This is a genomic window from Xanthomonas arboricola pv. guizotiae (assembly GCF_002940205.1).
Taxonomy (GTDB): domain Bacteria; phylum Pseudomonadota; class Gammaproteobacteria; order Xanthomonadales; family Xanthomonadaceae; genus Xanthomonas; species Xanthomonas arboricola_C.
Genome location: NZ_MDSK01000001.1, coordinates 134,935 through 153,513 on the forward strand (window position 1 = coordinate 134,935; position 18,579 = coordinate 153,513).

17 protein-coding genes are annotated in these 18,579 nt (G+C 67.8%); 7 read left to right on the plus strand and 10 right to left on the minus strand.

The features are described 5' to 3' along the window. The first annotated feature begins 58 nt into the window (after window positions 1–58). Window positions 59–544 carry an asparaginase domain-containing protein gene (locus XarbCFBP7408_RS00755; protein ID WP_102583828.1) on the plus strand — a complete coding sequence of 162 codons (486 nt, stop codon included), beginning with the start codon at window positions 59–61 and terminating at the stop codon, window positions 542–544. Between the two features lie 4 nt (window positions 545–548). After that, the gene (gene ybaK, locus XarbCFBP7408_RS00760) at window positions 549–1,022 is read left to right on the plus strand and encodes a Cys-tRNA(Pro) deacylase (RefSeq protein ID WP_104560481.1); all 474 of its coding nucleotides are present in this window, start codon (window positions 549–551) and stop codon (window positions 1,020–1,022) included. A gap of 207 nt (window positions 1,023–1,229) precedes the next feature. On the opposite strand, the gene XarbCFBP7408_RS00765 is transcribed toward ybaK, so the two are convergent. The 5 genes from XarbCFBP7408_RS00765 to sufT form a co-directional block, all read right to left on the minus strand. Then, window positions 1,230–2,927 carry a S8 family peptidase gene (locus tag XarbCFBP7408_RS00765; RefSeq protein WP_104560483.1) on the minus strand — a complete coding sequence of 566 codons (1,698 nt, stop codon included), beginning with the start codon at window positions 2,925–2,927 and terminating at the stop codon, window positions 1,230–1,232. Between the two features lie 342 nt (window positions 2,928–3,269). After that, window positions 3,270–4,679 (minus strand): S8 family peptidase, encoded by a 1,410-nt coding sequence (locus tag XarbCFBP7408_RS00770; protein WP_104560485.1) that lies wholly within the window; start codon window positions 4,677–4,679, stop codon window positions 3,270–3,272. Between the two features lie 260 nt (window positions 4,680–4,939). Beyond that, window positions 4,940–6,685, minus strand: a complete 1,746-nt coding sequence (locus XarbCFBP7408_RS00775; RefSeq protein ID WP_104560487.1) for a S8 family peptidase — start codon at window positions 6,683–6,685, stop codon at window positions 4,940–4,942. Between the two features lie 309 nt (window positions 6,686–6,994). Next, complete coding sequence (locus XarbCFBP7408_RS00780) at window positions 6,995–8,080, minus strand: branched-chain amino acid aminotransferase (protein WP_104560489.1); 1,086 nt, start codon at window positions 8,078–8,080, stop codon at window positions 6,995–6,997. Between the two features lie 64 nt (window positions 8,081–8,144). Next, window positions 8,145–8,699, minus strand: a complete 555-nt coding sequence (sufT, locus tag XarbCFBP7408_RS00785) for a putative Fe-S cluster assembly protein SufT (protein ID WP_017156958.1) — start codon at window positions 8,697–8,699, stop codon at window positions 8,145–8,147. Window positions 8,700–8,873: 174 nt separating this feature from the next. Between sufT and XarbCFBP7408_RS00790 the strand changes: the two genes are divergently transcribed. Then, the gene (locus XarbCFBP7408_RS00790; protein WP_104560491.1) at window positions 8,874–9,293 is read left to right on the plus strand and encodes a hypothetical protein; all 420 of its coding nucleotides are present in this window, start codon (window positions 8,874–8,876) and stop codon (window positions 9,291–9,293) included. 380 nt (window positions 9,294–9,673) lie between these two features. On the opposite strand, the gene XarbCFBP7408_RS00795 is transcribed toward XarbCFBP7408_RS00790, so the two are convergent. Beyond that, window positions 9,674–11,131 carry an NAD(P)(+) transhydrogenase (Re/Si-specific) subunit beta gene (locus XarbCFBP7408_RS00795; RefSeq protein ID WP_104560493.1) on the minus strand — a complete coding sequence of 486 codons (1,458 nt, stop codon included), beginning with the start codon at window positions 11,129–11,131 and terminating at the stop codon, window positions 9,674–9,676. Next, window positions 11,128–11,433: an NAD(P) transhydrogenase subunit alpha gene (locus XarbCFBP7408_RS00800; protein ID WP_104560774.1), complete on the minus strand. Its 306-nt coding sequence runs from the start codon at window positions 11,431–11,433 to the stop codon at window positions 11,128–11,130. The genes XarbCFBP7408_RS00795 and XarbCFBP7408_RS00800 overlap by 4 nt, the downstream gene beginning before the upstream one ends. Window positions 11,434–11,556: 123 nt before the next feature. On the opposite strand from XarbCFBP7408_RS00800, the gene XarbCFBP7408_RS00805 reads away from it, so the two are divergent. The 3 genes from XarbCFBP7408_RS00805 to XarbCFBP7408_RS00815 are packed head-to-tail and all read left to right on the plus strand — an operon-like array spanning window position 11,557 to window position 12,964. Then, complete coding sequence (locus XarbCFBP7408_RS00805) at window positions 11,557–12,120, plus strand: RNA polymerase sigma factor (RefSeq protein ID WP_104560495.1); 564 nt, start codon at window positions 11,557–11,559, stop codon at window positions 12,118–12,120. Continuing rightward, on the plus strand, window positions 12,117–12,461 hold the full coding sequence (locus XarbCFBP7408_RS00810; protein WP_104560497.1) for a hypothetical protein: 345 nt from the start codon (window positions 12,117–12,119) through the stop codon (window positions 12,459–12,461). Before XarbCFBP7408_RS00805 ends, XarbCFBP7408_RS00810 begins: the two co-directional genes overlap by 4 nt. A gap of 5 nt (window positions 12,462–12,466) precedes the next feature. Further along, the gene (locus XarbCFBP7408_RS00815) at window positions 12,467–12,964 is read left to right on the plus strand and encodes a DUF3106 domain-containing protein (RefSeq protein WP_104560499.1); all 498 of its coding nucleotides are present in this window, start codon (window positions 12,467–12,469) and stop codon (window positions 12,962–12,964) included. Window positions 12,965–13,302: 338 nt separating this feature from the next. Here the strand turns inward: XarbCFBP7408_RS00815 and XarbCFBP7408_RS00820 are convergent, their stop codons facing one another. Then, a complete protein-coding gene (locus XarbCFBP7408_RS00820; RefSeq protein WP_104560501.1) occupies window positions 13,303–14,394 on the minus strand; it encodes an NAD(P) transhydrogenase subunit alpha in 1,092 nt (363 codons plus the stop codon). A 60-nt stretch (window positions 14,395–14,454) separates the two neighbouring features. Then, on the minus strand, window positions 14,455–15,051 hold the full coding sequence (locus tag XarbCFBP7408_RS00825) for a TetR/AcrR family transcriptional regulator (RefSeq protein WP_104560776.1): 597 nt from the start codon (window positions 15,049–15,051) through the stop codon (window positions 14,455–14,457). Window positions 15,052–15,195: 144 nt separating this feature from the next. On the opposite strand from XarbCFBP7408_RS00825, the gene XarbCFBP7408_RS00830 reads away from it, so the two are divergent. After that, entirely contained in the window at window positions 15,196–16,065 is an 870-nt protein-coding gene (locus tag XarbCFBP7408_RS00830; RefSeq protein ID WP_104560503.1) for an alpha/beta hydrolase, read from the plus strand. A gap of 32 nt (window positions 16,066–16,097) precedes the next feature. Here the strand turns inward: XarbCFBP7408_RS00830 and XarbCFBP7408_RS00835 are convergent, their stop codons facing one another. Continuing rightward, a complete protein-coding gene (locus XarbCFBP7408_RS00835) occupies window positions 16,098–18,455 on the minus strand; it encodes a DUF1631 domain-containing protein (RefSeq protein ID WP_104560505.1) in 2,358 nt (785 codons plus the stop codon). Window positions 18,456–18,579: the final 124 nt, after the last annotated feature.

An 18,579-nucleotide genomic window follows, 5' to 3' on the forward strand; every position in this document is an offset into this window, starting at 1 on the left:
TCGTATCATGACGGCCCTCGCGCGGCCTGCACCGCGCCCGTTTGAAGGACCCGCAGCAATGGAAGACCTCCTGATCGTCACCACCGGTGGCACGATCGACAAGATCTACTTCGACGACAAATCGGATTACCAGATCGGCGACCCGCAGATCGGCCAGATCCTCAAGGAGCTGGGCGTGACCTTCCGCTTCTCGGTGATTCCGATCATCCGCAAGGATTCGCTGCACATCACCGCTGCCGACCGCGAACTGGTGCGCGCCACCATCGCCGCCCAGCCGACGCGCCACGTGCTGATCACCCACGGTACCGATTCGATGGTGGAAACCGGCAAGGTGCTGCAATCGATCGCCGACAAGACCATCGTGATGACCGGCGCGCTCAATCCGGCGCGCTTCCGCGGCTCCGATGCCGAGTTCAACATCGGCTGCGCAGTCGGCGCGGTGCAGTCGCTGCCGGCCGGCGTGTACATCGCCATGAACGGGCGCATCTGGAATCCGGAAAAGGTGCGCAAGAACGTCGCCGCCAACCGCTTCGAGTCGCTCTGACGCCATGAGCAAGGCCACCCGCGCCACCAAGGCACTGGACGCTGCCGGCGTGGGTTACGTGTTGCACCCGTACGCCTATCAGGCCGATGCCGATGCAAAGGGGTTGCAGGCTGCACACGCGTTGGGGCTGCAACCGCACACCGTGTTGAAGACGCTGATGGCATGGGTCGACGACAAGCCGGTGTGCGTGGTGATTCCATGCGATCGCCGGGTGTCGTTGAAGAAACTGGCCAGTGCCTGCAACGGCAAGTCGGCACGCATGATGGAGGTGGCCGATGCCGAGCGTCGCACCGGCTACAAGGTCGGCGGCATCAGCCCGCTCGGCCAGCAACGGCAGGCGCCGGTGCTGGTTGAAACCACCGCACTGGACGCACCCGCGCTGTGGATCAACGCCGGCCAACGCGGTTTGCTGCTGGAATTGCCAGGCGCGCAGCTATTGCATGCACTCGCCGCACGCGCGTGTTCACTGTGCGAGTAAGCGCATCGCCACACTCCGCGCGTGCCGGCCGGTGCGCGCACCGCTTGCCCAGATTTAGGCTTGCGCAGTGCTTCGCAGTCGATCATCGGCCTGGATGTTGACCTCCAGCCGATGCTGCGCTGCACTGCACGCCTGCGCTGACGATCGCCCGTAGAACGGCAGTCGTCAGCGCATCCCGGAACGGCAACAACAGCGCGCCGGGATGACTCAATACGCCGCAGTGACGCTGACGCCGGAAAAGCCCAATGCGGCCTTCAAGCGGACGTAATAGACGCCTGCCGCAGGCGCAGCCAGCGTGCAGCTGTCGCCATTGCCCGGCAGCATGCTGCGGCAGCTGTACGCAGCATCGGTGGGTAACGCGCCCGCCCGCAGCGAGAGATCAGCATTGCCGCTGCCACCGGCGAGCGTGACCTTGAGCGAGCGTGTGCCGGCCGGCACGTTGACCTGGTAATACAGCGAATCAGAGAGCGCTGCGCTCAACCCGGTGCGTGCCACATTCCGGGTCAAGGTGGTCGACGCGATCACCGCCGCCACCGCGCCATCGGCATTCACCAGCCCTGCCCCGCAGCCCTGCGTGCAGGCCACCGGCAATGGCCGTGCGCTGCTCTTGAGCAGTGCTTTTACCGTTGCCGGCGTGAGCGGATTCAACGCCACCGACTGCATCAGCGCCACCACGCCGGCCACATGCGGCGCCGCCATCGAGGTACCGCTGTACACCGCATATGCGGCATTGCCCGGCACCGTGGTGCCGGTATTGAGCGTGGACACGATCGATTGCCCGGGCGCGGCGATATCCACGCCCTTGCCGAAGTTGGAGAAGCTCGCCTTGGCGCCGGCCGAGGTGGTGGCCGCCACCGCGATCACATTCGCGCAATTGGCCGGCACGCTGGTGGAGACATCCATATTGCTGTTGCCGGCCGCCACCACCACCGCGCTGCCACGTGTCACCGCCGCGGTAATGGCGTTGCTCAACGTCGTCGAGCATGTGCCGGTGCCGCCCAGCGAGAGATTGATCACCGTGGCCGGATTCGGGTTGGCCGGCACGCCGCTGACCTTGCCGCCCGCCGCCCACACGATCGCATCGGCGATGTCGGACATGTAGCCGCCGCATCGGCCCAGCACCCGCAGCGGCAGGATCTTGGCGTTGAACGCGGTACCGACCACGCCCACCGCGTTGTTGCCCACCGCCGCCACGATGCCCGCCACATGCGTGCCGTGCCAGCTGGAATTGGTTGCCGATGCGCCGGGCCCGCATTCGTTGGCCGCGGCCCAGTCGCCCTGGTCGATGGCGCTCGCATCGCGCGCATTGCCGTCGCGCGCGCTCGCCGGGGCGGCGATGAAGTCGTAGCCGGGCAGCACGTTGGCTGCCAGGTCCGGATGATTGGTGATGCCGGTGTCGATCACCGCCACCACGATGCCCTTGCCGGTGGAACGGTCCCAGGCCGGACGCACATTGAGGCTGGCGGCGGTCGCGCCCATCGCCCACTGCTGCGGTACGCCCGGGTCGTTGGGCACCAGCAGCGGCCGCATCAAAATGTCCACTTCCACGCGCTTGACGGCCGGGTCGGCGGCCAGGCGCCGCATCAGGCTTTCCGAATCCACGCGGTCCAGCTTGCGGTCGGCCACCAGCAACATCGGGCCGCTGCTGAGCCGGCGCGTGGCCGACAGACCCAACGCGCGTCCGCGCGCTTCCGGCACGGCGCGTGCGATGTCGCGCCATGGCGCAGACAACCCGGTTGCCCGGCTGCTGCCGACGCGATCCTTGTAGCTGACGATGAAACGCTGATGCGTGCTGCTGGAGTTCAAGCCCTGCAAACTGACCTCGCCGGCAGCGGCATGAAACGTGCATGACAACGCACAGACAAATGCAACGCGGCGCAGTGCGCCAACTGAGTGATACGACATAAATCCATCCCTCCCCCAAGGAGCTGGCAACCCGGATGGCAACGCGCCAACGCTACTGCAATGCGCGTTGCCTGATGCGTGGGCGTGCATACCTACCTGCCTCACGTGGGGTGGCTATCGGCGTGCCGTAGGCGGCACTGAAGCGGCCGATCTGCGCGGGCGGGGGCTTCGTTCAGCCGGCGCCGCCTGGCCTGCCTGGTGGCCCGGCAACTGCCGCTGCCCGAACGCACACTGCCCCGCGCAAGGCGGGGCAGTGCAGGTTTCAAAACACCGACAGTGGCGTCGGGGCAAGCCCGACGTGATGCCGGCAGCAGCGCCGGCATCGATGTTGTCGGCACACTGTTACGGGGTCTGGCTGACCGCACCGGCCGCGTTGACGATGCCGGCGCCGCAGCCGCCCGAGCAGGCGCCCGGCAGCGGACGCGCGGTGTTCTTCAACACCGTTTCCACTGCCGCCGGGGTCAGCGGACGGCTGGCCACCGACTGCACCAGCGCCACCACACCGGCCACGTGCGGGGCCGCCATCGACGTCCCATTGTAGGAGGCGTAGCTGGCACTGCCCGGGGTGGTGGTGCCGCTGTTGAGCGTGGACAGGATCGCCGAGCCGGGGCCGGAGATGTCGATGGTGCTGCCGAAGTTGGAGAAGCTCGAACGCGCACCGGCCGAGGTGATCGACGCCACCGAAATCACGTTGGCGCAGCTGGCCGGGGTGAAGTTGGCCACATCGGCATTGCTGTTGCCGGCCGCCACCACCACCGTGGTGCCGCGCGAGACCGCACCGTTGATGGCGTTCTGGTAGGTGCTCGAGCAGGTGCCGTTGCCGCCCAGCGACATGTTGATCACTTCGGCCGGGTTGGCATTGGCCGGCACACCGGACACGGTGCCGCCCGAGGCCCACACGATCGCATCGGCGATGTCGGAGGTGGTACCGCCGCACAGGCCCAGCGCACGGATCGGCACGATGCGCGCATTGAATGCGGTGCCGGCCACGCCGGTGCTGTTGTTGGTGACCGCCGCGATGGTGCCGGCGACATGGGTGCCGTGCCAACTGGAATTGGCGGCGGCCACGCCGCTGCCGCACTGGTTGGCAGCGCGCCAGTCACCCTGGTCGGCCGGATTGTTGTCGCGGCCATTGTTGTCGCGCGCACGCGCCGCATCGCTGATGAAGTCGTAGCCCGGCAGCACGTTCGCATTGAGGTCCGGGTGGCTGGTAATGCCGGTGTCGATGACCGCCACCACCACGCCGGTGCCGGTGGCGGTGTCCCACGCCGGGCGCACGTTGATGCTGGAGGCGGTGGTACCGAAACCCCACTGCTCGGACAGACGGGTGTCGTTCGGGGTCAGCACCGGGTACATGATCTGGTCGACTTCCACATAGTCCACGCTGGGGTCGGCGGCGATGCGGCGCATCAACGTTTCGGCTTCGGCGCGGTCCAGGCTACGGTCGGTCTTGAGCACTTCTGATCCCAGTGCGGTGCGGCGCACGTGATTCAGGCCCAGCGCACGGCCGGCGCGTGCCGGCACGGCGGTGGCGACCGAATTGAGCGATGCGCGCATTGAGGTCGGGCTCACCGCGGCGCTGGAACCGTCCCGGTACTTGACGATGAAGCGGTCCAGGGTGGGCTGCGAATCCAGCCCGGAAAGATTGACCTGACCGGCAAACGCCGGCACCGCCAGCAGCGAGGTCAGCGCGGACACACCCAGGACCACCAGCGCGCGCGTGGGCGCACGACGTTGCGACACATTGGACATCGATCGTTCCTTATTGGAGAGGTGCCGCAGCTGCGGCGAGAGGGCCGAGCCTTCGCCGCACGCTGCGGATCGAGGTCGGAAACTGCACGGGCGCCAGGCCCGTCGAAACGACTGGCCGGTGTCCATCCCGGCCGAGCGGCAACAGCTCGCTTGCGCCTGCCGGAATGGCAGACCTGGGCGGGACATCGCGAATGGGGTGAAGCGAAGGAGACAGCGTTCCCTGGCGGCATGGCCAGGGAACGCACCCAGCTAGTGAGCGCTCAGTAGCTGGCTCGCAAGGTCAGGCCGGAAAACGTGCTGTAGGCCTTGACGCGCACGTAATAGATTCCCGACGGCGACGTGATGGTGCAGGTTTCGGCATTGCCGCTGCGGTACGGGCGGCAGGTGTAAACCGTGTCGGTCGGCGCACTGCCGGCGCGCACGTACAGATCTGCATCGCCGCTCCCGCCACTGGTGGTCACCGTCAGCGTGCCGCTGCCGGCCGGGACGGTAATGGTGTAGTTCAACTCCGCACCTGTCGCTGCGCCCAGTCCGGTGACCGGCGTGCCGTTGGTCAAGGTATTGCCGGTCCCGCCACCACCGCCACCGCTGTTACCCGCAATGGCGGCCGTCACCGCCGCATCGGCGTTGACGATGCCCGCACCGCAACCGCCCGAGCAGGCACCCGGCAATGCGCGGGCGGTGTTCTTCAGCAGCGTTTCCACCGCAGCCGGCGTCAACGCGGTCGGCGCGACCGACTGCACCAAGGCGACGACCCCGGCCACATGCGGTGACGCCATCGACGTGCCGTTGTACGAGGCGTAGCTGGCGCTGCCCGGCGTGGTGGTGCCGCTGTTGAGCGTGGACAAAATCCCCGAACCAGGCGCAGAGACATCGATGCCGGTGCCGAAGTTCGAATAGCTGGCCTTTGCGCCGGCCGAGGTGGTGGCCGCCACTGCGATCACATTGGCGCAGTTGGCCGGAAACGAACCGGACACGTTGGCCGCGCTGTTGCCCGCCGCCACCACCACCGTGGTGCCGCGCGAGACCGCACCGTTGATGGCGTTTTGCATGGTGGTCGAACAGGTGCCGCCGCCGCCGAGCGACATGTTGATCACTTCGGCCGGATTGGCATTGGCTGGCGCGCCGCTCACGCTGCCGCCAGAAGACCACACGATGGCGTCTGCGATATCCGACAGCGAACCGCCGCACTTGCCGAGTACGCGCACCGGCACGACCTTGGCGTTATAGGCGGTCCCCGCCACGCCGGTGGTGGTGTTGGTCACCGCAGCCACCGTGCCGGCCACATGGGTGCCGTGCCAGCTGGAATTGTCGGCGGGAATGCCGCTACCGCATTCGTTGGCGGCATACCAGTCGCCTTCGTCGGCCGGGTTGCTGTCGCGCCCGTTGCCATCGCGCGCGGTGGTGGCGTCGCTGATGAAGTCGTAGCCCGGCAGGATGTTGGCGCTGAGATCGGCGTGGGCGGTGATGCCGGTGTCGATCACTGCGACCACGACGTTGGCACCGGTGGCTTTGTCCCAGGCCGGGCGGATGTTGAGGCCGGCGTTGGTGGTGCCGAAGGCCCATTGCTCGGACAGGCGGGTGTCGTTGGGGGTCAGCGTGGCGTGCAGGATCTGGTCCACTTCCACGCTCTGCACGTTGGGGTCGGCGGCCAGCTGACGCATCAGGGTTTCGGCTTCGGCGCGATCCAGCGCGCGGTCGGCCTGGACCAGTTCCGGCCCCACCGCCAGGCGGCGCACGCTGTTCAGGCCCAGCGGCTTGCCGGCCTTGGCCGGAAGCGCACGTGCCGCGCTGCGCAACGAGGTGGTCAACACGCTCGGGCTGCTCAGGGCGCTGCTGCCGTCCTTGTAGGTCACGATGAACTTCTGGTGGGTCTGCGCGGTAGCCAGGCCGCCCAGGTAGACATCCCCGGCAAATGCCGGCGTTGCCAGCAATAGCGAGGTGAGTGCCGATGCACCCAGGATGCAGAGCGCACGGTGGCGCGGACGAAACGACGCATTGGACATCGAATTCCCTTCCAGTCAAGAGAACCGCCGAAGCGGTAGTTCCGAAACCGCCGCAATGTCGGATGTCCCGGGGTCCCGGATCGCCCCCTGTTACCGATCCGTTCAGCGAACCTATCTCAAATAAATCGGACTGGACAATACACAGTTGGTAATTTTAGAAATAAAATTTCAGTTATGTGACATAACTCACAAATTGCCCATGCTGAATTCGACCCTTTTCTGGTCGAAAAACGCGCTTTTTGCTGTTTCGCAAACAAAAAAGCCCCCGTGCTGACACACGGAGGCCACTGTTTGACGAAAGATGTCCGACTACGACAAACGCACCAGCCATCCATGACGGTCCGGGACGCGCCCGTACTGGATGTCGGTCAGCTCCTGACGCAGCGACATGGTCACCTCGCCGGCCGGTGCGGACAGATCGCCGACAGCAAAGCCGTTGCCCTTCAACTCGCCGATCGGGGTCACCACCGCCGCGGTGCCGCAGGCGAACACCTCGGTGATCTCGCCGGAGGCCACGCCCTGCTTCCATTCGTCGATGGCGACCTTGCGCTCGATCACCTGCATGCCGCGGTCGCGGGCCAGTTGCAGGATGCTGTCGCGGGTGATGCCCTCCAGGATGCTGCCGGACAATTCCGGCGTCACCAGCGTGCCGTCCCTGTAGACCAGGAACACGTTCATGCCGCCCAGTTCCTCGATGTACTTGCCTTCCACCGGGTCCAGGAACAACACCTGCGAGCAGCCCTGCGCATAAGCCTTCTGCTGCGGCAGCAGCGAAGCGGCGTAATTGCCGCCGCACTTGGCCGCGCCGGTCCCGCCCTTGGCCGCACGTGCGTATTCGGTGGACAGCCAGATCGACACCGGCGCCACGCCCTTGGCGAAGTACGGGCCGGCCGGGCTTGCGATCACGTAATACGAGGCCTTGTGCGCCGCGCGTACGCCCAGGAAGGCCTCGTCGGCGATCATGAACGGGCGGAAATACAGGCTGGTTTCCGGTGCCGACGGCACCCAGCTCGCATCCACGGCCACCAGCTGGCGCAGCGATTCGACGAACAGGTCCACCGGCAGTTCCGGCAGCGCCAGACGGCGCGCCGAGCGCTGCAGCCGCTCGCCATTGGCCTGCGGGCGGAAGGTCCAGATCGAGCCATCGGCATGCCGGTAGGCCTTGATGCCTTCGAAGATCTCCTGGCCGTAATGCAGCACCGAGGCGGCCGGATCCAGTTGCAGCGGGCCGTATGCGCGGACCTGCGCGTCATGCCAGCCCTGCTCGTTGTTCCAGGAAATGGCGACCATGTGGTCGGTGAAATGCAGCCCGAAACCGGGCGCGGCCAGGATCACGGACAGTTCGTCGGCGCTGCGCGGCGACGGAGAACGGGTGGAAGCGAAGGACACGGACACCGGGAGATTCCTGTATGGCGGGCGAAAGGACGCGGCGCCACATCGTGGACATGGCGCGTGACGATCAGAGCATGCCGGTCTCGAGACGGGCCGCTTCGGACATCATATGCCGGCCCCACGGCGGGTCGAACACCAGCTCGACATCGGCCTCGGCAATGGTCGGGATCATTTCGACCTTGCTGCGCACGTCGTCGACCAGGATCTCGCCCATGCCGCAGCCAGGTGCGGTGAGGGTCATCTTGACGTCGACCCGGCGCTGATCGTCTTCCTCGCGATGGCTGACCACCGCCTCATAGACCAGGCCCAGGTCGACGATATTGAACGGGATCTCGGGGTCGAAACAGGTGCGCAACTGCTGCCACACCAAGGCTTCCACCTCTTCGTCGCTGGCATTGGCAGGCAATTCCAGCCCCGGCGGGGCCTCCTTGCCGATCGCATCGCCATCCTTGCCGGCAATGCGGAACAGGTTGCCTTCGACAAACACGGTGTAGCTGCCACCCAGCGCCTGGGTGATATAGCCGTAACTGCCTGCGGGCAGGGTCACCGAATCGCCCTGCGGCACCATGACGGCATCGCAATCGCGTTCGAACTGGACGGGTTCGCTGCTACGGGAGTACATGGGCTGGATATGGGGCCGCGGCGGATGCGCGCAAGTCCGCCATTCTAGCCGACCACGGCAAGGCCGCTGCCGCTGCGGGATGGAGCCGGCGACGACGCTGCATTCCATCGGCGCGCCCATCACCGCGCAAAGCACGTCGCGCGCCTTATCATGTGCGCACTGTCAGGAGCTCCAATGCCGCCCACCACCGCGTCCGCCAGAACCGCCCACTGGCTCTGGCCCCCGCTCCTGCTGCTGGGATGCGTCACCGCCCTGATCGCCTGGATGCTCATCGCGCTCGCCCTGGGCAACCAGGCCGGCTGGATGGCGGTGCTGGTGGCCCTGGAAATCGTCTGGATGCTGCGCCTGGGCACGCTGGGCGCCGGCCCGTTGCGCATCGGCGTCGCGGTCGTGGCGACCGCGCTGATCATCGTCGGCGCCAACTGGGGCATCGCCTCGGCGCAGCTGGGCGGCGCACTGGGCCTGGACCCGTGGACCTCGGCGCAGAAGATGGGCACCGGGCTGGCCTGGACGCTGCTGCAACTGGCCAACAACGGCTTCGACCTGCTGTGCTATGCCACCGCGCTGGTCCTGGCGTGGTGGGCGGCGCGCTGAGTCGGGCGCGATTGTTTCGGTAGCCAACGTCGGACGTCGTTGAAGCTGATGCGGTAGCTGCACAGATTCGAGCACCGCGGCTCGTCAAATGCCATCGCTCTCATCAGAGATACATGAGAAAGCGCTGCGCGTTTGCCGCAGGGCCCTTGCCGATTGCGGGACCGTTGGCGGCATGGATGCCGTCATCGAGCCTTATCTGTTCGGATTCTGCCAGTCTCCAGGGACGGATTTACGGCGTGTCCCGCAAGCGGTGAGGGCGCCGCGCCTTCGACTAACCCCGGCTTTGATCCGCGCGTGTAAGCGCCCCCGGTAACGCAACAGGACACGACCGACCCGGCGTTGCCTTAAGCATCTGAGCGCGCCTGGCGATACACCAACACTCAATGCCCGCTGCCATCCAGCGCCTTCAATTCACTCACCAGCGCACCAGCGGCTTCTGCCCCATCGCCGTACAACATGCGCGTGTTGTCGGCATAGAACAGCGCGTTTTCGATGCCGGCAAACCCCGTCCCCTTGCCGCGCTTGATCACCACCGTGTTGCGGGAATTGACCACATCCAGGATCGGCATCCCGTAGATCGGGCTGGCCGGATCGGTCTTCGCGACCGGATTGACCACGTCGTTGGCACCGATCACCAGCGAGACATCGGTGCTGGCGAATTCCGGATTGATGTCGTCCATGTCGGCGATCAGGTCGTAGGGCACGCCGGCCTCGGCCAGCAGCACGTTCATATGCCCGGGCATGCGCCCGGCGACCGGGTGGATCGCGAACTTCACCTTGACCCCGCGCGCGATCAGCCGCTGCGCCAGCTCCCAGATCTTGTGCTGCGCCTGTGCCACCGCCATGCCGTAGCCGGACACGATCACCACCCGCTCGGCGAACGCCATCATCGCCGCCACGTCGCCGGCCTCGATCGGCTTCTGCGCCCCGGCGATCTCCTGCGCCTGCCCGCCGCCGCCGAAGTTGGAAAACAGCACCCCGCTGATCGGCCGGTTCATCGCCTTGGCCATCAGGCGCGTCAGCAGGATGCCGGCCGCGCCGATCATCATGCCGGCGATGATCAGCGCCTCGTTGCCCAGCACATAGCCTTCGAAAGCCACCGCCAGGCCGGTGAAGGCGTTGTACAGCGAGATCACCACCGGCATGTCGGCACCGCCGATCGGCAGCGTCATCAACACGCCCAGCGCCAGCGCCACCACGAAGAAGGCGATGATCGCCAGCGGCTGCAGGCTGCTGGCCGCCCAGATGCCGAGCGCCAGCACCGCGATTGCCACCAGCAGACTGAAGACCTGCTGGCCGGGGAAGGTCACCCGCCGATCGAGCCGGCCGTCGAGCTTGGCCCAGGCCACGATCGACCCGGACAGCGACACCGCACCGATCGCCGAACCGACCACCGCCAGCACCACCGTGGTGGTATCCGGTCGCCGCGCCGCCAGTTCGGCGATCGCCTGGGCGCTCCAGTGGGCGGTATCGCGGTTGGCGAAGAAGGCAAAGCGCAGCAACTCCACTGCCCCGATCGCCGCCGCCGACCCACCGCCCATGCCGTTGTACAGCGCCACCATCTGCGGCATGTCGGTGATGGCGACCTTCCTGGCCGACCACCACGCCACCCCGGTACCGATCGCCAGCGCGGCCAGGATCAGCGGTACGTTATGCAGCTCGGGCAGGAAGAATGTCGCCACCGTGGCGATCAGCATGCCCAGCCCGGCCCAGCGGATGCCGCTGCGCGCGGTCAGCGGCGACGCCATGCGCTGCAGCCCGAGCAGGAACAAGGTCGCCGCGACCAGATAGCTGGACTTCACCAACCACACCAGCAGCTCGGCGGTGGAGACGTTCATGGCGCGTCCCCGCCCGGCGGCTTCCTGCTGGACTTGAACATGTCCAGCATCCGCTCGGTCACCACGTAACCACCGGCCGCGTTGCCCGCACCCAGCATCACCGCGACAAATCCCAGCGCCTTCTCCAGCGCGGTATCGGCATGCCCCAACACCACCATCGCCCCGATCAGCACGATGCCGTGGATGAAGTTGGAGCCGGACATCAGCGGCGTATGCAGGATCACCGGCACCCGCGAGATGATCACGTGGCCGGCGATGGCCGCCAGCATGAAGATGTACAGCGCTACGAATCCATCGCTCATCGTCTTTCGCTCCACTGGCCGGTGCGGCCCGCCGATCATACCCACGCCGCGCGCGCCCGGGCGCGTGTCAACCGAATCCGCACTCGCCCGTTGACGTCGTATCGTCTCCGCGGAAGCTACGCTGTGCTGGTGGGAACCCCTTTCGATCCGCAACCTGCCGCACCGGCCGCCACCGCGCCGGTTTCGCTGGACGCCTTCCTGGCCGGCATCGGCCCGCGTGCGTTCCGCTTTGCCGAGGCCGGCCTGCGTCACCGCGAAGATGCGCTGGACGCCGTGCAGGACGCCATGGTGAAGCTGCTCGGCTACCGCGAGCGCCCGGCCGCCGAATGGACGCCGCTGTTCTGGAGCATCCTGCGCAGCCGCATCGTCGACCTGCAGCGCCGGCGCAGCTTCCGCCTGAAGTTCTGGGCACCGGCCGAACGCGCCGACGACGAAGGCCCCATCGACTGGGCCGACCCCGGCACCGGGCCGGTGGACGAACAACAGCATCAACAGGCCTACCAACGGCTGGTCGAGGCCTTGCGCAACCTGCCGGCGCGCCAGCGCGAAGCGTTCACGCTGCGCGTGCTGGAAGACCTGGACGTGGCCACCACCGCCAAGGCGATGGGCTGCTCGGAAGGCTCGGTCAAAACCCACCTGTCGCGCGCGCGCGACGCGCTGCAAGCACAGTTCGAGGATTTCCTGTGAACCGCTCCCACGACACCGCCCGGCTGGACGCGCAGCTGCGCCAACTGCATGCCACCGCACTGACCAGCCTGCCGCCGCAGACCCTGGCGCGCCTGCGCCAGGCCCGTCACGCGAGCGCTCCCACGCGCGCGCGGCGCGGCTACTGGCTGCTGGCGACCGCGTGTTCCGGCCTGCTGGCAGTCGGCATCGGCCTGCAGCTGCGCCCGGGCGAGCGCACCTCGCCCGACAGCACCCCGACCCAGGTGGTCGCCGGCACCACCACCGATACCGACGACATGCTGACCCAGAACCCGGACCTGTACGTCTGGCTGGGGTCCGATACCGCCCTGGCCATGGAATAAGCACGATGACCCGCACCACCCGCCTGTTGTTGACCCTGCTGCTGTGCGCCGCGCCCTGCGCGCCCTGCGCGCCCTCGCTGGCCCAGGCCCGTTCCCCCGGACCGCCGGGGCCGCCGCCGGATGGCCCCGGCCCGCGAGGACCCGGACCGCGCGAGGCAGACACGCCGATGCCCGAGTGGGACAAGCTCACCCAGCAGCAGCGGCAGGTGCTGATCGATGCGCTGCGCGAACGCTGGAACGATGTGCCGGAAGAACGCCCGCGCATGTATCGCCATGCGCGCCGCTGGCTGGACATGACCCCGGAGCAGCGCAAACAGGCCAAGGCCGGCATGGACCGCTTCCGCAACATGAGCCCGGAGCAACGCCGCGAGGCCAAGGCCTTGTTCGAACGCATGCGCACGCTCAACCAGCAACAACGCAATGAGCTGCAGCAACGCTGGCAGAAGATGAGCCCGGCCGAGCGCGGCACCTGGCTGCGCGAGCATCCGCCCACCGACGATTGACGCAGCGCACCGGTGCATCCCAGTCACGCGCGGCCACCGTAGGAGCGCGCTGGCACCGACCAGCGTGTCTTGTTCGTCATCCGAGTCGTAGGAGCGCGCTGGCGCGCGACGGAGCGTTACCGACAAAGCGCCATCGCGCGCCAGCGCGCTCCTACCCGCCAATGCGCAGGGCGCATGGGCCCGGCGGGGCTATGTAGTCGCCGTCGCCGACCAGCGTGTCCTGTTCGGCATCCCAACCGTAGGAGCGCGCTTGCGCGCGATGGAGCGTTACCGATAAAGCGCCATCGCGCCAGCGCGCTCCTACCCACCAATGCGCAGGGCGCATGGGCCCGGCGGGGCTACGCCGTCGCCGTCGCCGACCAGCGTGTCCTGGCCAGCAGTTCGTCGTCCCAGTCGAACGACAGCGCGCCATCCTTGATCAGCAATGCGGCGAACGCGTAGACATTGCGCGCGAACATCTCACTGGCGTGCACCGCGCCCTGGCTGGCCAGATTGAGCGGGCCGGCGATCACCACGCCGTCGCGCTCATAGGTATCGCCGGGCCGGGTGGCGGCGCAATTGCCGCCGGTTTCCGCGGCCAGGTCGACGATCACGCTGCCGGCGCGCATGCCGTGCAGCATCTCCATGCTCAGGATCTTGGGCGCCGGCCGGCCGGGCACGGCGGCGGTGCAGACCACCACGTCCACGCTCTTGAGGTGTTCGGCCAGCCGGCGTTGCTGTTCGGCGCGTTCCTCATCAGTGAGCTGGCGCGCATAACCGCCCTCGCCGGCCGCGCTCACGCCCAGATCCAGGAAGCGCGCACCCAGCGAGGCGATCTGCTCGCGCGTTTCCGGGCGCACGTCGAAGCCTTCGACCTGCGCGCCCAGCCGCCTGGCGGTGGCGATCGCCTGCAGCCCGGCCACGCCCGCACCGATCACCAGCACCTTGCACGGGCGCATGGTGCCGGCGGCGGTGGTCAGCATCGGAAAGAAGCGCGGCGCCAGTTGCGCGGCGATCAGCACGGCCTTGTAGCCGGCCATGCCGGCCTGCGAACTCAGGACGTCCATCGATTGCGCACGCGTGGCGCGCGGCAGGCGCTCCAGCGGAAACGCGACCAGCGCAGCGGTGGCGATCGCCTGCGCACGTACCGGATCGGCGTCCGGCGCCAGCATGCCGATCAGCACGGTGTGGGGTCTGCATTGCTGCAGCAGCTCGATGGGCGGTGCCTGCACGCTCAGCAGCACCTCGGCCTGGGCCAGCGTGTCTGCCGTGGCGAGCTGCGCCCCGGCCTGCAGATACGCCGCGTCGGCCATGCTGCTGGCGCCGCCGGCGCCCGGCTCGATCCACACGCTGGCGCCGAGCGCGACCAGTTTCCTGACCGTTTCCGGCGTGGCGGCGACACGGCGCTCGCCTGCCGCGCGTTCTTTCAGCACCAGCACCTGCACAGCCATGGCTTGCCCCGCTCGCGCGCCTGTCGTCGCGGCGATGCTAGCAGAGCGCGGCAGCCACGCTCACGGCGTCAGCAAGGCCGGCAGCATCGGGGCCAGCAATTGCTCGGGCGGCGCCAGCGCCACCGCGTCGGTGCGGTGGTCGATGGCCAGGCACGCGTAGCCATGCGCCGCGCTCCAGGCCAGTAGCACCCGTTGATGCAGCAGCTGCGCATCCGGCGCACTGCCGTGCCGGGCCAGCCAGGCCGCCTGCAAGGCATCGCGCAGGCAGGCCATCGCCGCCTCGGTGGCCGCCAGCAGGCGCGGCAGGCCGCGTCGCTGCGGCTCCAGGCTCTGCATCAGGCGAAACTGCTGCGGGTAGGCGATGGCGAAACGGATATAGCCCAGGCCGCCGCCCAGCAGCGGATCGACCTCGCGCTGGGCCCGGACGATCCACTCGACCATGCATTCGTAACCGTCCGCGACCAGTTCCACCACCAGCCCTTCCAGCGAGCCGAAGTGATGCGCCGGCGCGGCATGCGAAACGCCCGCACGGCGGGCGCATTCGCGCAGGCTCAGCCCGCGCGGACCCGATTCGCCGACGATCTCCCAGGCGGCCCGGCGCAGGGCGGCGGGCAGATCGCCGTGGTGATACGTAGCTGACCTGGGCGCGTGGGACATGGCGGCTTCGCACATCGGGATGTCATTGGAGCAGGGAATCTTGACGCTGACAAGATCGGCGATGCAGACTCGCCCCCGCATCTTGCCAGCGTCAAGATTTGGCGGCGGATGATGTAGCCCCTTCCTCCAGCGAGTCTTTAATCAATGGCCAAGGCATCCTCCCGCTGGCGCATGCGCCTGACCCGCGCGTTGTTCGGGCTGGCCAGCCGCCTGGCCCCCGGCCCGACCGGCCGCCTGCTGGCGCGCCGCTTCGTGACGCCGGATGCGGCATCGCGCCGGCACGCCGCAGCCGCCCTGGCCACGCTGTCCGACGTGGGCCGCGACAGCCTGTCCATCGATGGCATCGAGATCGCGGTGTATGTCTGGGGCGATCCGGCGCAGCAACCGTATGTGCTGCTCTCCCACGGCTGGTCCAGCTATGGCCTGCGCTTTGCGGCCTGGGTGCCACGGCTGCAGGCGCTGGGCTACGCGGTGGTGGCCTTCGACCAGGCCGGGCACGGATTGAGCGGTGGGCGCATCAGCTACATGCCGCACTTTGTCGAGGTGCTGCGCCGGATCGGGCGGCGCTTCGGCCGGCCGGCTGCCTTCATCGGCCACTCGCTGGGTTCGGCATCGATCGTGTTCGCCGACGAAGCCGCCTGGCAGCCGGCGCGCTACGTACTGATCGCGCCATTGCTGGCGCCGGCCGACGCCGCGCACCGCCAGTTCCGCGCGTTCGGCATCGCGGCCAGGACCTTCGTACCGTTCGAGAACCTGCTGCGCACGATCACCGGCAAACGCTTCGCCGATTTCGATGCGTCCCCGCATCTGCCGCGTTTCCAGCGCCAGGCCCTGATCATCCATGACCGCCGCGACCGCGAGACACCCTGGGACGAAGGCGCGCGTTTTGCGGCGCTGTGGCCGCAGGCGCAATTGCTGACCACCGAAGGCCTGGGCCACAACCGCATGGTCGACCATGCCTCGGTCATCGAAGCGGCGCTGGACTTTATCGGCCCGGCGCGGGCCGGACCATAAGGCGATGCGGCGAGCGCATCGCTCGGCACCTGCTAATGCACGGTGCTGTTGTGCAGCGGATCCAGGCGGTCGATGACGCCCTGCATGGCGCTGTCGAAGACGCCGTCGTTGATGTGTTCGCGCAGCCGGCCCAGGCGCACCATCACCGCCAGTTCCTCCGGCGAGGCGACGCAGAAGCGCACGCCGCGGCGATTGACGAACAGCAGCCGCTGCGAGATCGGGCTCACCCATGACAGCTTGCCCGCCTGCACCTTGCCGTCCTTGTCGACAAAATCCAGCCAGGTGCCGATATCCATCGCACGGAAACGCTCGGCATCGGCGCTGTCGATGCTCTGCGCCACCGCCTCGGCACCCAGCACCACGCTGACGCTTTCGGCAGCCGGCGGCGGCAGGTTGACCTGCGGCAGCTCCGGCAAGGCCTTTTCCAGCTCCGGGCGCGCCTCGGCAATGGCCTGCAAGGTGTCGTGCAATGCGGTGATCGCCACCACCACCGCGTCGCCATGCAGGCCGACGCTGGCAAACACGCGATGCAATGCCGGCTGCCAGACCTGCAGCCACGGCTTGCCGACGATGTGGCGACGCGCCTCGGCCAGTTCTTCCAGCACGCCGTCGGCCAGGGCCAGCGCCTCGACGGTGCCCGGACCTTCCTCGCCATCGCGCAGGATCGCCATGGTCAGATGGTGCAGCCACGGCTGGCGCAGGAAATCCTCCACGGCCCTGGGCAGCGGCGTGCCGGCCTGGGTGCGCTGTTCCAGTTCCGACAGCGCGCGGCTGCGTGCCAGTTCGAGCTTTTCCTGGCCGCGCTGGGTTTCGGTGGCGCGCCGCTCGGCGATTTCCACCCGGCGCCGGTGCTGCGACAGGAAATCGCGGAATTCCTCTTCCAGGGTCAGGAAGATCGCCAGGTTCTCGTTGAATTCGGCCACCAGGCGGTCGACGATTTCCTCGACCTTGCCCATCAGCACGCGCTCGGCAGCGCTGTCGCCGTTGTTGCCTTCGCAGGCCTCGGCCAGCGAATTGAGCAGGCGCCGTGCCGGATGGGTCTTCTGCACGAACATCTTGCGGTCCAGCAGCGCGACCTTGACGAAGGGCACCACCAGCCGGCCGATCATCTCGCGCGAGCGGTTTTCCAGATCGCGCTCGTCCAGCATCACGTCGAACAGCATGCCGACCAGATCGATCGCATCCTCGTCCATCGGGTCCAGGCGCGCGGTCGCCGGGTCCACGCCCAGCCGGGTGGCGCTGGACAGCACTTCGTTCTTCAGCCGCTGCGCCAGCGACTCGGTATCGTCGCCGATGGCCGCCTGCAGCGTCGCGCTCGGCGTGGCCTGCAGCAGCGACAGCACCGACATCATCTCGCGCTGGCTCAGCGGGCGTTGCTGGCCTACCGCCACCGATGCCGCAGAGGCGGTGTTGTCGCGCACGCTGCGGGTCTGCTGCAGCAGTTCGTGCAGCGCTTCCAGCAACATGCCCTGGCTGCCACCGGGGTGATCGGCCTCGCCGCCGTCCATGCCGCCGGCAGCGCCGCCACCGGCCTGGCCACGCTGGGCGGCGGCCTGCATGCGGCCGCGGCTATGCGCCCAGCGGTCCAGGAAGCGGTTGGCCCAGGCCGGTGCGTACTGGTCGTTCGGATCGTCGCCGCCCATATCGGCAGCCGCGCCCTGGGCCTCGGCCTGGGCGCGCTCTTCGGGCGTGTCGCCACGCGGCTGCATGCGCGGCGGCGGGCGCTTGGGCTGGGAGATTTCCGGCATGACCCCGGCCTTGGCCAGCGTCTCGTCCAGGCGCGCATACAATTTGCCGATCGGCTCGGCCAGGTCGCGCTCGCACAGCTTGATCAGCACCAGACGCACTTCCGGCGCCAGGTCGCAGGTGGCGAAGGCTTCGTGGATCGCCACGCCCAGATGTTCCGGACCGAGCGGGTTGGTGTCGGCCACCAGCTCCAGGCCGCCGGCGATCCAGCCCAGGCGGCGGTCCACCCGCGCCAGCACCTGCTTGAAGTCGCGCAGCAGCACGGTGGCCAGGTTGCGCACCGCCAGCCGCGATTCGAGCACGTGTTCGGGCACCAGACTCAGCGGGCCGGCGCCGACGTCGCCTGCCAGGACCACCTCGGCCGACAGCGGCTCGCCCAGCAGCAGCGCCTGCCAGCCGTCGTCCAGCTGCTGGCGGAACTGCGTGGCCACGTCGTCGCGCTTGCGGCGCAACTCGCGCATGCCATCGAGAAACAACAACTGCGATGCGCCTGCGGATTCGGCGCGATCGAACAGCACATCGTCGAAATGTGCGACTGCAGCTGCGAAAACCTGCGCAAGTGCGGGCACGAACACGGCATGCGCCTGTTCGAGCAAGCGTTGGTCACGGCCCGGATGTCCCGACGGACTGGGCTGAAAAGTCATGCGCAAAGGCTCCCCGCCCCTGCAGGCGTGAAAATATTCAAACGAAAGGAAACAGACGCGGCCCCAAATTCCGCCACCGCATGGTAGGCGTTTCGCTCGTTTGTTAAGTGTGACGCAATTCTCA